Origin of the sequence: Moorella thermoacetica (genome assembly GCF_001267405.1) — a bacterium.
In the GTDB taxonomy this organism is placed as follows: Bacteria; Bacillota; DSM-521; order Neomoorellales; family Neomoorellaceae; genus Neomoorella; species Neomoorella thermoacetica.
Genome location: NZ_CP012369.1, coordinates 1,943,459 through 1,956,697 on the forward strand (window position 1 = coordinate 1,943,459; position 13,239 = coordinate 1,956,697).

The following is a 13,239-nucleotide window of genomic DNA, read 5'->3' on the forward strand; positions in this document are numbered from 1 at the left end:
GCTTTGCGGCGGTGAACGAAGCAAAACCAGAAAGCCCGGCGACCGGAAAAACCGGCACCGGGCCTTTACTCTAATCCTTTGCTCTATTATCTTGCCGCTGGGGCGCCAGTTCCTCGACCGCCAGGGTTTCGGGGTTCAAGCGCACACCGTAATCTTCCCAGGCCTGGGTCAGGGTGATATACCCGTTGCGGACATCCTCCTGGACCTTCTCCACCGGCCGGCGATAAGGGTTGCCATATCCTCCACCGCAGCCGGTAATCAGGCGGACTACATCGTTCCGGCGCAGGCGCAGGCGGGCGCACTTGCCAAAGACCCGTTCCGGTTCACCGTGGGCTGAAATAACCCGCACTTCGTTCCGCGTGCCCGGTTTGCCACCGTCCATACCCCAGGGCAGGAACTTGTGCCGGCCGAAGGTGGCGGTGAAGTAGGCCTCATCAGCCAGGATGCGATAGTCGCGGATGACCCCTGTGCCGCCACGCTTCTCGCCGGCACCGCCACCGGCGGTATTTAAAGCGTACTGGTCGACCAGAAAACCGTAACGTGTTTCGGCGACCTCCACCGGAATAATATAAGTTTCACCGTCGCCGATGCAGACCATGCCGTTCTCGCCGTCTTTATACTTGCCGGCGCCCCATCCCCCGGCCGTTGGTTCCACCAGGAGGGCCAGTTCGCCGGTGTCGGGGTGGATATTGGCCAGGACATCGGCGCAGACGCTGAGGAAGTGCCCAGCAGTTAAGCGCTCCGGTATCGCCGGCGCCAAGGCCTTCCAGATGAGATCGGTGACGTAGAGCATAGTCTCCCAGTAGGTGGAGACGGCGGCAGGCCGCTCGGCCGTAAAAATGGTCCGGGGCTCGGTAATGATCTTCAGGGGCCGGAAGGTCCCCTCATTGGCAGGTATGGCCGGGTTGGTAATGGCCTTAAAGATGCACCGCGCCCCGGCCACCAGGCCGGTATAGCTACAATTCACCGGCCCGGGCACCTGGGGATGGGTGCCCCGGAAGTCACAGATGAACTCGTCGTCAGTAATGGTCACTTTGACGCAGACCCGGAAGGGGCCGTTACCCAGGCCGTCATCATCGATGTAGTCTTCAGCCTCGTACACGCCCTTGGGCAATTTGGCTAATTCCAGGCGTACCAGCCGCTCCCCGTTGTCCAGGAGCTGCTCGATGCTGGCCAGGACCAGGTCCTTGCCGTATTTATCGCAGAGCTCCACGAACCGTCTCTCGCCCACCCGCAGGGCGGCGACCCCGGCCCAGAGGTCCCCCAGGGTCATATCCGGCATGCGCACGTTGGCGGCGATGAGATCCACCAGACTCTGGATTGGCTTGCCGCCTTCGAATATTTTAATGCAGGGAAACTGCAGCCCCTCCTGGTAAACCTCGGTGGAGTCGGTTGTCCAGCTGCCCGGATCCTTACCGCCCACTTCGGTCCAGTGGGCCTTGTTGGCCGAATAGGCAACGATCTCGCCATCATAGAAGATGGGCATGACCAGGCAGACGTCGGAGAGGTGGGTACCGCCGCCGCCGTAAGGATCGTTGGTGATAATGACATCCCCGGGGTTCAAGAGGCCCCGGGCAGCAAATTTATTGATGGCGTCCTTGACGGAAAAATCCAGGGTACCCAGAAAACCGGTCACCCCGTTGCCCTGGGTAATTAACCGGGCCTGGTTGTCGGTGAGGCCGCAGGCATAGTCGAGGACCTCGTAGATAATGGTGCTCTTGCTGGTGCGCTGGAGGGCCACGAACATCTCATCGCCAATGGCTATCAGGGAATCCTTGATAATTTCCACGGTAAAGGGATCAACATCCCGCAGGGCGCCGGCGCGTTTCTTCTCTTCCATAGTTACAGGTTACACCCCCGTTTCAATAATCAGGTTGCCGTAAGGATCGACAGTCAGCTTTTGGCCCGGGAAAAGGAGGGTGGATGAGGCCGGTTCTTCAACTACCGCCGGGCCGGTGATGGTCGCCCCGGCACCTAAGAGGCTCCGTTCATAAATAGCGCTCTCCTGCCAGCCTTCCGCATCGAAGTGGACCGGGCGATGTCCCTTTAGGGCCCTGGTAGCGTCGGCGGAGCCGGTTTGCAGCCGGGCCAGTTCCGGCTTCTTCACCCTGCCGAAGGTGGTCAGGTGGAAATTCACAAATTCAATCTGGGAATCCTCCAGCCGGAAGGTGTAGTGTTGTTCGTGGAGGGCATGGAAGCGCTCTTCGATCTCTTTGATGGCCGCGGCATCGAGCCTGCCGCCGGGTACGGGCACTTTAACTGTATGTTCCTGGCCCAGGTAGCGCATATCGGCAAAACGGGAGAAGACCAGATCGGTAGTCCCCAAGTTTTCCTGCTGGAAGTACCGGACCGCCTCCTTCTCCAGGGAATCCCAGATGGCCTGCAATTCCACCGGGGTGATGCTATTGGTCCGGCGGATGGTCGTCTGGATCAAATCGTACCGCAGATCGGTCATCAGCATGCCCCAGGCGGAGAAGACGGACGTGGCTACGGGAATTAAAACCCTCTTGATCTTTAACTCCCGGGCCAGGGCCGCGGCGTGCATGGAACCGCCGCCGCCAAAAGCCACCAGGGTAAAGTCGCGGGGGTCATAACCCCGCCGGACGGAGATGAGTTTCAAGGCATTGATCATGTTGGCGTTGGCCAGGCGGATGACCCCCAGGGCGGCGTCCTCGACAGTCAGGTTGAAAGGGGCGGCAATCCTGGCCATGGCCTCCCTGGCCCCTGCCAGATCGACTTTAATCTCTCCCCCCAGGAAGTACTCCGGGTTGATCCGGCCGGCAATCAGGTTGGCGTCGGTCACCGTTGGTTCGGTGCCGCCGCGGCCGTAGGCTACCGGCCCGGGCAGGGCGCCGGCGCTTCGGGGGCCGACGTGCAAGGATCCGGCGTCATCAATCCAGGCGATGCTCCCGCCGCCGGCGCCGATTTCAATAATATCTACCACAGGGATTTTAATGGGATACCCGGCGGACTCCCGCGACCACTCGATCTTGTAGTCGGTAGTCACCTTCATCTCGCCGTTCTCGATCAGCGAGCACTTGGCGGTGGTCCCGCCGATATCCAGGGCGATGATATTCTTTTCTCCGATCAGCTTTCCCAGGGTGGCCGCGCCGAAGACGCCGGCCACCGGCCCGGATTCGACCATGTTGATGGGCGCTTCCTTCGCCCGGGCAAAGGAAGTGGTGCCACCGTTGGACTGCATGATGTAGCGCCTGTTACTGACCTGGAGTTTATTTAATTCCCGGTCCAGGGAGTCGATATACCTGGCGGCTACAGGTTGTACATAACTGTTAAGGACGGCGGTGCTGGTCCGCTCGTACTCGCGCCATTCTTTGCTGATCTCGTGGGAAACGGTGATATCTACTTCCGGCCACTCGCGGCGGATAATCTCCGCGCACCGGCGCTCATGCTCGGGGTTGGCGTAAGAGTGAAGGAAACAAATGCCAATGGCTTCCACGCCTTCTTTTTTAAACTGGGCGATACAGCGCCGCACGTCATCTTCCTTTAAGGGGACGAGGACCTCGCCCTTGTAGTTGATGCGTTCTTCTACCTCCAGCCGCAGGTAACGGGGCACAAAGGGAACGGGCTTTTTATAGTACACATTGTAAATATCCGCCCGGTTGGACCGCCCCAATTCGAGGACGTCGCGGAATCCCCTGGTGGTAATGAGGCCGGTCTTGGCCCCTTTACGCTCCGTCAGGGCGTTGATTATAACGGTAGTGCCGTGGACAAAAAAATTTATCCCCGTCTCCGTTAAGCCGGCTTTCTTGATGGCGTTGATTACCCCCTGCTCAAACTCCGGCGGGGTGGTATCTGTTTTGGCTACCCCTACCCGGCCGGTATCCTCATCCAGATAGACCAGGTCGGTAAAGGTACCGCCAATGTCGGTAGCGACACGCATGCCGATTTCCCTTCCTTTCTGGACCCTGCTAGTTACAGGTTTTACTATTATCCTTCCTAACTTCTATGGGTTTCTACAAAATTATTGCCTTTTCCTGCTTACCCGGCCGAATATGTCTGCTTCCGAACCGCAGGGGCATTATTCCTCGGTGCACTTTTTACCTGGCTCCCGCGCGGAGAGCCTCCGAAAGTTATTATTAAAAAATTATGAAATTTATTTTTAAATAAAAACCCCATTTGGCAAAGCCGGGAGGAGTAAAAAATATTTTTTCCGGCCCCTGTCCCTTAATGGGAAAGGGCCTCTATCTGTAAGGTCGGCTGCGCTCTTTTTCTCTTGTATTAACAAAGGGTTCCCCCACCGGGCTTAAACTAAACAGCCCTGCCGGCAGTGACCGGCTTTTATCAGGCACCGCCGCCCATGTTTAACACCAGCTCGACTCTGTCGCCAGGTTGCAGTTTCCGGCTATACTCCTCATGCAAAAGGAGCTGCCCATTCAGTTCAACGGCTACGGTTACAGGATTAAAATTAAGCTGCTGCACCAGCTCATTTACACTAATGCCGTCTGCAACCTCTTTTTCCTGGCGGTTGAAAATAATCTTCATTCTGCCTTACCCCTTTCAACAATTAATAAATAAGTATCGGGGCCCATTTTCTTGACCTGGAGAATCTTGTGGCCCTCGGACTTTAAACTCCGGGGTACATTGGCCAGGGGTTCTCCATCCTTGAGCAAGACCTCCAGGATTTCTCCGGGCTGCATCTCTTCCAGGGCCAGTTTAGTTTTGACAAAGGTTATGGGGCAACAATCCCCGGTAATATCCAGGCGCTTCGTTGCTCTAATCTCTGCCACCTGCAGCGACCTCCTCCCTGAATTGAGGGGGAATTAACTCCCGGAATCCACCACTACCAAGGCGTTCAATTGTGTCTGCAAGGCGCTCGTTTCCTTGCCGGTATTTGATAAAAACCTGTAAGATAGAGTTGATGCGAGGGATTACCTCGTCCTCCGGGATGAAATCAAACAGCCTGTCCCCCAGCCGAGGCCGGCGTCCCATTTTACCTCCGGCATAAAGGACGAAGCCCCTGGCACCCGCTGTCCAGGCGCCCGTTGGGCAGGAGGCTACGCAGGCCCCATCACCACAGCATTTCTGCCGATCAATGGTTACCCTGTCGGCAATAATCTTAATAGCGCCCCCGGGGCATATGGACTGGCAAAGGCCGCACAAACTGCAGCGGTCGGCCGCCAGCTGGGGGTAAACGACACCCTGCAGGCCGATATCGTTTTCCCGCGGTTTGGTGCAGGCGTTATGGCAGCCGGCGATGGCAATCTTAAACTTAACCGGTACATCGCGGCCGAAAAAGGCCTGATCCACTTGCCGGGCCATCTCCCGGGTGTCTACCACACCGTTGGGACAGACTTCCTTCCCCGGGCAACCGACGATAGATCGTATCCGCGGGCCGCAGGCACCCGGCAACAGTTGCAGGGTCTGGATTTCGGCGATCAACGCCTGGTAATCCGCCAGCCTGACGCCGGGAATTTCTACACCCTGACGGGTGGTCAGGTGCACCTCGCCCCGGCCGTATTTCCTGGCCAGCCGGGCGATATTCTCCAGATCCCGGCTGGTCAAATGGCCGCCGATACTCCGTAGCCGCATGATAAAAAGGTCGGGACCCTGCTGTCTGATAAAGCCGCCCTTTTTTAGTTGATTAAAATCAATATCCTTATAATCGTTGGTCATAGCAGGCTTCACCTGCCGCATTGAGTTTCGCAAACAAAAGTATACTCTTCCAGTTCCCGGATGCTGGGGTTATCGCCGCAGACAGGACAGTCGGGATTGCGTTCGGCCTTGATCTCGCGGAAGCGCATCTCCAGGGCATTATAAATCAATAGCCTGCCGGTAAGGGTTTCCCCCGTTGCCAGCAATATCTTCAGGACTTCCGTGGCCTGGATACAGCCGATAACGCCTGGTACCGGGCCGACCACCCCGGCTTCCTGACAGCTCGGTACGGCTCCGGGCGGAGGCGGGTCGGGAAAGATGCAACGGTAGCAGGGTCCCTGGCCGGGCTTGATGGTCATGACCAGCCCGTCCCACTGCAGAACGCCCGCCTCGACCAGGGTTTTACCCGTCATGACACAGGCGTCATTGAGCAGATAACGGGTAGGAAAGTTATCGACGCCATCAACAATAACGTCATAATCGCGGATAATATCCAGGATATTCTCTTTACCCAGCCTCAGCGGGTAGGTGTTTATGGTCAGCGCTGGATTTAAGGCCAGGAGGGTTTCCCGGGCGGATTCCGCCTTGGGCTGCCCGAGACGACCGGTGGTGTGGAGAATCTGGCGCTGCAGGTTGGACAGGTCGACGTTATCGCTGTCGATTATCCCCAGGGTACCGACCCCGGCCGCCGCCAGGTAGTAGGCTACCGGCGAGCCAAGGCCCCCGGCGCCGACAATCAGGACTTTTCCCTGTTTGAGCCTTTCCTGACCCCGGCCGCCGATGTTCTTGAGGATAATTTGCCGGCTGTAGCGCTCTATCTCTTCATTTGATAAGGCCATGCCCCCGCCCCCAATCTTGAGTAAACTTATCGGGTTGCATTGATTATATCAAGATCTAACGCCAAGGTCAAGAAAATATTTTTAACAATATCCTGTCAATGGACAGGGAAAATTTTATATCAAATGTTTCTCTTCATATATTAACATTTTCCCCAGTCTATTTACACTCTGACCATATGACAATCAAGCTCCGATAAAATATTTTTTAGCCAGGTATTGACCAGTGTATAGTAAATCGATAGAATTACTTTAAAAACAATTTCAAGTAACTTGACAGGAATATTGTACTATTGAGTTGCTTGTAAAGGAGAGGATACTGGTGGGTCGTATTTACCAGAACATCACCCAGCTTATCGGTGGTACCCCGATCGTCAAGCTCCACCGTATGAATCCAAGCGAAGCAGAAGTTCTGGTCAAGCTGGAACTTTTTAACCCCGGCGGAAGTATCAAAGATCGTATCGCCTTAGCCATGATTGAAGACGCCGAAGAGCGGGGGCTCCTGGACAAAGACACCGTTATTATTGAACCGACCAGTGGCAATACCGGCATCGGCCTGGCCATGGTGGCCGCGGCACGGGGATACAAATTGATCCTAACCATGCCGGAAACCATGAGCCAGGAACGGCGTCAGCTTCTCAAGGGCTTCGGTGCCGAGCTGGTCCTCACGCCGGGGGCCGAGGGGATGAAGGGGGCCATCCGCCGGGCCGAAGAGCTGGCTGCCACCTATCCCCGGGCCTTCATCCCCCAGCAGTTTGAAAATCCCGCCAACCCGGCCGCCCATCGCCATACTACCGCTGCTGAGATCTATGACGCTACCGACGGGCAGCTGGATATCCTGGTCTGTGGTGTCAGTACCGGCGGGACCATCACCGGCACCGGCGAAGTTTTAAAAGAACGGATACCCGGACTGCAGGTAGTAGCTGTCGAACCGGCTTCATCCCCTGTCCTTTCCGGCGGTATGGCCGGACCCCATAAAATCCAGGGTATAGGCGCGGGGTTTGTTCCGGAAATTCTCAATATCGACGTTATCGACGAGATTATCCAGGTTACGGACGAGGAAGCCATTGATACTGCTCGACGGCTGGCCAGGGAAGAGGGTATTATGGTCGGCATATCTTCCGGGGCCGCCTGCTGGGCAGCCCTGCGCCTGGCCGCCCGCCCGGAAAACGCCGGCAAGCGTATCCTGGCAGTGCTACCCGACACCGGTGAACGCTACCTGTCTACCTCGCTTTTCCAGGAGATTTAAAGGTCAACATAAAAATATTAAAAGCTATTTATGGAGGAAGCCAATCACTGATGAAATACTCCTATCCCATACTGAACGCCGAAATGCCTGGACGTGAAGATGTGCTCCGATTAACTCCCAACCCGGCCAGTAAAGACCTCCTTGAGTACCTGCATCAAGAAGGCGTTGAAACCTGGTTGGATAGGTACGAAGCCCAGCAACCCATGTGTGGTTACGGCCTGCGGGGTCTCTGCTGCCGCATGTGCCAGTGGGGTCCCTGCCGCCTGGATAATAAGCGGCAGAGGGGAATTTGCGGCCGGGATCTGAGCACCGTCATCATGGCCAACCTGGTACGCTCCCTTGTGGCCGGCCTGGCCGCCCATGGCCGCCACGCCCATGAAGTAATCCTTACGATAATGGCGGCCGCCGAAGGGAAGGCTAACTTGCCTCTGAAGGGAGAGGAACGGGTGCTGGATGTGGCCAACCGCCTCGGGCTTACAACCGACGGGCGAACGATAAAGGAAATAGCCCGGGAAGTGGCGGAGGTACTCCTGGAGGACCTGGGCCGTCTGACCATGACCCCCATCCGCATCTTGACGGCCTACGCGCCCCGGGAAAGGATAGAAACCTGGCAAACCCTCGGGGTGCTGCCCCGCTCCGGAGCCTATGAAATTATGGAAACCTTGCATATGACAACCCTGGGCGGAACCAGTGACTGGACTTCCCTGACAGAGCAAGAGCTCCGGGCGGCCCTGGCCTATTGCTACAGTACTCTGTTCGGTAGTTCCCTGGCTACAGAGATGCTTTTCGGCATACCCCGGCCGAAGGTAGCCACGGTAAATTACGGCATCCTCAAGGAAGATCACGTTAACATCCTTATCCACGGTCATTCCCCGGTCATGGTGGAAAAAATCCTGGAGAAAATCCGCACCCCCGAAATCCAGGAGTTGGCCAGAAAGGCAGGGGCCAAGGGTATAGTCGTCGGTGGCATGTGCTGTACCGGTGAAGAATTACTGGCCCGTTACGGTGTTCCTACGGTGACCAACATCATGGGCCAGGAGCTAGCCCTGGGAACCGGGGCCGTTGACACTGTAGTAGTAGATATGCAGTGCGTCATTCCCGGTATGAAGATAGTTGCCGATTGCTTTGGCACCCAGGTAATCACCACCTGCAACTCCAACCGTATCCCCGGGGCCATCCACATTCCCTTCGACCCGGAAAATCCCGAAGGGCTGGACGAAGACGCCCTCAAGGTGGCGCGCCTGGCGGTAGAAGCCTTCGCCCACCGTGACCGCAGTAAAATGCATATTCCCCGGGAAACCACAGAAGCCATGGTCGGCTGGAGTTACGAGGCGATAGTTGACACCTTCGGGGGCCTTAAAGGCCTGCTAGAGCTTTTACGGGAAGGAAAAATTAAAGGCATCGCTACGGTGGTGGGTTGCAATACGCCGAAGGTACCGTATGAATTCAACCATGTTACCATCGTTCGGAGGCTTATCGAAAGCGACATCCTGGTTACCACTACCGGCTGCTGCTCCCACGCCCTCCTGAACGCCGGCCTGTGCTCACCCGCAGCAGCCAGCCAGGCCGGTCCCGGCCTCCAGGAGGTTTGCCGGTCCAGGGGCATCCCGCCGGTCCTGGCGGTGGGGGGCTGTGTGGACAATACCAGAACCCTCCGGCTTTTTATCGACCTGGCCGAGGAGGCTGGCGTAGCCATGCCAAAAATGCCCTTTGTCTTTGTCGGGCCGGAACCCGGCAATGAAAAGACGGTGGGACAAGGGGTAACCTTTCTGGCCCACGGTATATCCAATGTCATCGGTTTCCCCGGTCCCATCCCCGTTCCCCTGCCCCGGCCCGTGGCAGGGGCTGCCCCCGACGAATACGACCGGGGTAGCAACCCGGTAGCTGACTTTTTTGCCGGCGACGGCTTATATGAAAAAGTAGGAGCACGGATCTATACCGAACCCTATCCCAAGCTGGCGGCCCAGACCATCCGCATGCTAATCAGGCGCCAGAGGCTGGCGCTGGGGTGGAAGTAGCCGCCCCTTCTTTTAGGCCGTCGAAAGCTCTGATCGAATTGTTCTTTTACAGCATCCAAAGGAGCGGAAAAGGTTATGAAGGTGATGCCAAGAACTGTTACCCTGATTTTGGTCCTAACGCTGACCGCCGGCCTTCTGGCCGGCTGCGGTTCCCAAAAAACCGCAACTTCTGGCGAAAAACCCGTAATCAAAATAGGCTACCTGCCCATTACCCATTCCCTTCCACTGGTAGTGGCCGATGCCCGGCATAAATCCGACTTTAACAACTTCCGGCTGGAGCTGGTTAAATTCGGCTCCTGGCCGGATCTTACTGAGGCCTTAAATTCCGGCCAGATCCAGGGAGCTATCACCATGCTGGAGCTGGCTCTGGCAAGTAAGGCCAAAGGTATTCCCGTTGAAGTAGTGTTGTTAAGCCACAAAAACGGTGATGTTCTGGTGGCCGCCCCTCCGATTAAAGATGTAAAAGATTTAAAAGGAAAAAGGGTGGCCATCCCCCACCGCCTGTCCGGTCATAATATTCTTTTATACAAGGCCCTGCAGCAGGCGGGCCTGGCTTACAGCGACGTCCAGGAGGTAGAAATGGCCCCGCCGGAAATGGCCGCCGCCCTGGCCAGGGGCGAAGTGGCGGCCTACGTGGTAGCCGAACCCTTCGGCGCCCAGGCAGTGGTAGCTGGCACGGGACGGGTACTAAAACGGGCCCAAGATATAATCCCAGGCTGGGAGTGCTGTGGCCTGGTTATAAACCAGCAGTTGGTCAGGGAAAATCCGGCCGCCGTCCAGGAACTGGTCGGCAGCCTGGTAGACACCGGTCATTATATAATGAGCGATCGCAGGACGGCCATCGAAATGGCCCGGCCGTATATACCAGTGGCCAGGGAAACCTTGGAGCAGTCCCTGCAGTGGATCGATTATAGCGATCTCATGCCTACAACAGAGGGACTGGCCAGGATCGAACAGTACCTCAAAGAAATACCCTGGGATGGCCAGCCGGGACGCCTGTTACCTGGTGGAGAAATTAAACTGGAAGAACTGGTCGACGACCGCTTCGCCCGGCAGGCCATATTACCTACGCCGAAAAATTGATCCAGATCTCTGTAGCAAACGCCCCTGCCCCTGATGAAAGGAGAATCGTCCCTTGCAGCGCGTAGAACGCTTTTTTCTCTCCCTGGCCGGGTTGGCCGGCGCCTTAACTCTCTGGCAGGTTTTTGCTTGGACCGGCCTGTATCCCCGCTACCTATTTCCCTGGCCCGGGGATGTTCTCCAGAGCCTCAGCCAGCAGCTTCACCAGGGAGTTCTGGGAGAGCATATTGCCGTCAGCCTCTTCCGCTTCTTCAGCGGCTACCTGGTAGCTGCCGTCGTAGCCATTCCCCTGGGGCTCTTGCTGGGCTGGTCGCGGCGGCTGTGGATCGCAGTCGACCCCCTGGTGCAGGTATTGCGACCTATTTCACCCATCGCCTGGCTGCCCCTGGTCACCTTGTGGTTCGGCATCGGGGACCTGCCGGCCATAGTCATCATCTTTATGGCCTCCTTCTACCCTATCCTGCTGGGTACGATCGCGGCCGTGAAAAATGTAGACCCGGTTTATATAAAGGTGGCAAAAAATTTCGGTGCCTCGGGTAGCCACATTCTCTGGCGGGTAATCGTCCCCGCCGCTTTTCCCTACATTACCATGGGCCTCCACTTCGCTCTTGGTACTGCCTGGATCTTCCTGGTTGCCGGCGAGATGATGGGGGTCAGGTCGGGCCTGGGCTTTCTCATTATCGACGCCCGCAACAGCATGGATACCGGGCTGGTGATAGCTGGGATGCTGGTCATCGGGCTCCTTGGTTTGGCCATTGACCGCCTGTTCGGCTGGCTGGAACGCCTGGCCTGCCGGCGCTGGGGCATAATGGAAGAGGAGGGATCACGTTGGCCGCGATAAAAATAGAAGCCAGGGGAGTAACCATGGCCTACACCGATAAGGCCGGCCGCAGCCTACCGGTGCTCCGGGAAGTCACCCTGGAGGTGCAGGAAGGTGAATTTGTCTGCCTCCTCGGGCCCAGCGGTTGCGGTAAGAGTACCCTCCTGAACATCCTGGCCGGATTCGAGATGCCGGATCAGGGGCAGGTATATATTGACGGCCGCCCGGTGACAGGGCCAGACCCCCGCTACCTCACCATCTTTCAAAATTATGGCCTCTTTCCCTGGCGCACGGTCCAGGGGAACGTAGAATACGGCCTGGAGCTAAAAGGGGTGCCTATCACCCGGCGGCGCTCCCTGGCCATGGAATATATCCGCCTGGTAGGGCTGCTGCCCTTCGCCCACCATCACCCGCGCCAGCTCTCCGGCGGCATGCAACAGAGGGTAGCCCTGGCCCGGGCGCTGGCCGTCGACCCGGAGGTCATCTTTATGGATGAGCCCTTCGGCGCCCTGGATGCTATTACCAGGATTAAAATGCAGGAAGAATTGCTGCGTATCTGGCAGCAGAAAAAGAAGACCATTGTCTTTGTCACCCACGACATCGATGAGGCAGTCTACCTGGCCGACCGGGTAGTGCTTTTTACCTCCAACCCCGGCCGCATTAAAACCGTCATTCCCATCCCCATCAGCCGGCCGCGGGACCGAAGTTCGCCGGACTTTGCCGCCCTGCGGGATCAGATCTTCACCGCCTTTCAGATGAAACAGGAAGGCAAGCCGTGTGAGCCGGAATATTATATTTAAATTTTTAAGGTTAAAGTCGCCCGGGGTCTGGTTTATCCGGACCCCGGACGCTTTTATTAAGCTGCTGATAATTACCGCTCTTTGCTTCTCTACCAGGTCGTGTAGCTTCCAGTAAGGTAAAGGCATAAGTAACCTTGAGCTGTGAAGATATTATGAAGAAAACATGAAGAAAGTCTGAAAGATCGCATACCCATCTTGACACATACCCATATAGGGTAATATGCTGGGACTAGACTTATGTCTAATTCACTTCCAAGAGGAGAGATGGGGATGAATCACAGAAAGCACGGCTTGCTAATGCTCCTGGGTTGTGGCCTGATGATTGTGGCTGTATTTTTCTTACTGGCCCGCGGTGCAGCTGCAAATAATAGCACTGCAGGTGGTAGTTGGACCTGGCTGTTATTCTTACTATGTCCCCTGATGCACCTTTTCATGATGGGCGGTCACAATCATGGTGAATGTCAGCATGGGGAGCACAAGGCTACCAGCAAAAATGATCAGTCCCAATCAGGAAAAACCCAGATAGAATAAACTAGAATAAAATAATGGAGAAGAGCGGCCATGTTAAAAGCCGCTCCTGTCAATATTAAGAGACAATTTGGCATGGACGTGGTATTTTGCGTTATAGTAAATTGCTTCTATTTATGTTAATATTAGCTATAAGTACTGTAATCCCTGGCGGTAGCGATAAGCAAGCAGCGCATATATCATCACCCCGGCAAAAAGGACCATTCGGAAGCCGGCGGTAATGGCAACCATCATGGCGATAATCGACCCGATTACAGAAGACCAACCATTTATGCCCCAGGCTAACGGACTGCAT

12 protein-coding genes are annotated in these 13,239 nt (G+C 56.3%); 6 read left to right on the forward strand and 6 right to left on the reverse strand.

Annotated features, from left to right (window positions below):
- Positions 1–70: 70 nt before the first annotated feature.
- The 6 genes from MOTHE_RS09685 to MOTHE_RS09715 all read right to left on the reverse strand — a co-directional run bounded on the left by MOTHE_RS09685 (position 71) and on the right by MOTHE_RS09715 (position 6,452).
- Positions 71–1,840 (reverse strand): hydantoinase B/oxoprolinase family protein, encoded by a 1,770-nt coding sequence (locus MOTHE_RS09685; RefSeq protein ID WP_011393464.1) that lies wholly within the window; start codon positions 1,838–1,840, stop codon positions 71–73.
- Between the two features lie 9 nt (positions 1,841–1,849).
- Positions 1,850–3,901 carry a hydantoinase/oxoprolinase family protein gene (locus MOTHE_RS09690; RefSeq protein WP_011393465.1) on the reverse strand — a complete coding sequence of 684 codons (2,052 nt, stop codon included), beginning with the start codon at positions 3,899–3,901 and terminating at the stop codon, positions 1,850–1,852.
- A 401-nt stretch (positions 3,902–4,302) separates the two neighbouring features.
- Positions 4,303–4,503 (reverse strand): sulfur carrier protein ThiS, encoded by a 201-nt coding sequence (thiS, locus tag MOTHE_RS09700; protein ID WP_025773221.1) that lies wholly within the window; start codon positions 4,501–4,503, stop codon positions 4,303–4,305.
- On the reverse strand, positions 4,500–4,748 hold the full coding sequence (locus MOTHE_RS09705) for a sulfurtransferase TusA family protein (RefSeq protein WP_011393466.1): 249 nt from the start codon (positions 4,746–4,748) through the stop codon (positions 4,500–4,502). Before MOTHE_RS09705 ends, thiS begins: the two co-directional genes overlap by 4 nt.
- Positions 4,735–5,634 (reverse strand): 4Fe-4S binding protein, encoded by a 900-nt coding sequence (locus MOTHE_RS09710; protein ID WP_011393467.1) that lies wholly within the window; start codon positions 5,632–5,634, stop codon positions 4,735–4,737. Before MOTHE_RS09710 ends, MOTHE_RS09705 begins: the two co-directional genes overlap by 14 nt.
- Positions 5,635–5,642: 8 nt before the next feature.
- Positions 5,643–6,452 (reverse strand): HesA/MoeB/ThiF family protein, encoded by an 810-nt coding sequence (locus MOTHE_RS09715; protein ID WP_011393468.1) that lies wholly within the window; start codon positions 6,450–6,452, stop codon positions 5,643–5,645.
- Positions 6,453–6,771: 319 nt separating this feature from the next.
- Here MOTHE_RS09715 and cysK point away from each other — a divergent pair, with 319 nt between their 5' ends.
- The 6 genes from cysK (at position 6,772) to MOTHE_RS09745 (ending at position 12,947) form a co-directional block, all read left to right on the forward strand.
- Entirely contained in the window at positions 6,772–7,698 is a 927-nt protein-coding gene (gene cysK / locus MOTHE_RS09720) for a cysteine synthase A (protein ID WP_053094993.1), read from the forward strand.
- An 83-nt stretch (positions 7,699–7,781) separates the two neighbouring features.
- Positions 7,782–9,716 (forward strand): anaerobic carbon-monoxide dehydrogenase catalytic subunit, encoded by a 1,935-nt coding sequence (cooS, locus tag MOTHE_RS09725; protein ID WP_162490079.1) that lies wholly within the window; start codon positions 7,782–7,784, stop codon positions 9,714–9,716.
- Positions 9,717–9,791: 75 nt separating this feature from the next.
- Complete coding sequence (locus MOTHE_RS09730; protein WP_011393471.1) at positions 9,792–10,799, forward strand: ABC transporter substrate-binding protein; 1,008 nt, start codon at positions 9,792–9,794, stop codon at positions 10,797–10,799.
- A gap of 52 nt (positions 10,800–10,851) precedes the next feature.
- Positions 10,852–11,637: an ABC transporter permease gene (locus MOTHE_RS09735; RefSeq protein ID WP_011393472.1), complete on the forward strand. Its 786-nt coding sequence runs from the start codon at positions 10,852–10,854 to the stop codon at positions 11,635–11,637.
- The gene (locus MOTHE_RS09740; protein WP_373878632.1) at positions 11,634–12,416 is read left to right on the forward strand and encodes an ABC transporter ATP-binding protein; all 783 of its coding nucleotides are present in this window, start codon (positions 11,634–11,636) and stop codon (positions 12,414–12,416) included. The genes MOTHE_RS09735 and MOTHE_RS09740 overlap by 4 nt, the downstream gene beginning before the upstream one ends.
- Positions 12,417–12,686: 270 nt before the next feature.
- A complete protein-coding gene (locus MOTHE_RS09745) occupies positions 12,687–12,947 on the forward strand; it encodes a DUF2933 domain-containing protein (protein WP_053094997.1) in 261 nt (86 codons plus the stop codon).
- Positions 12,948–13,239: the final 292 nt, after the last annotated feature.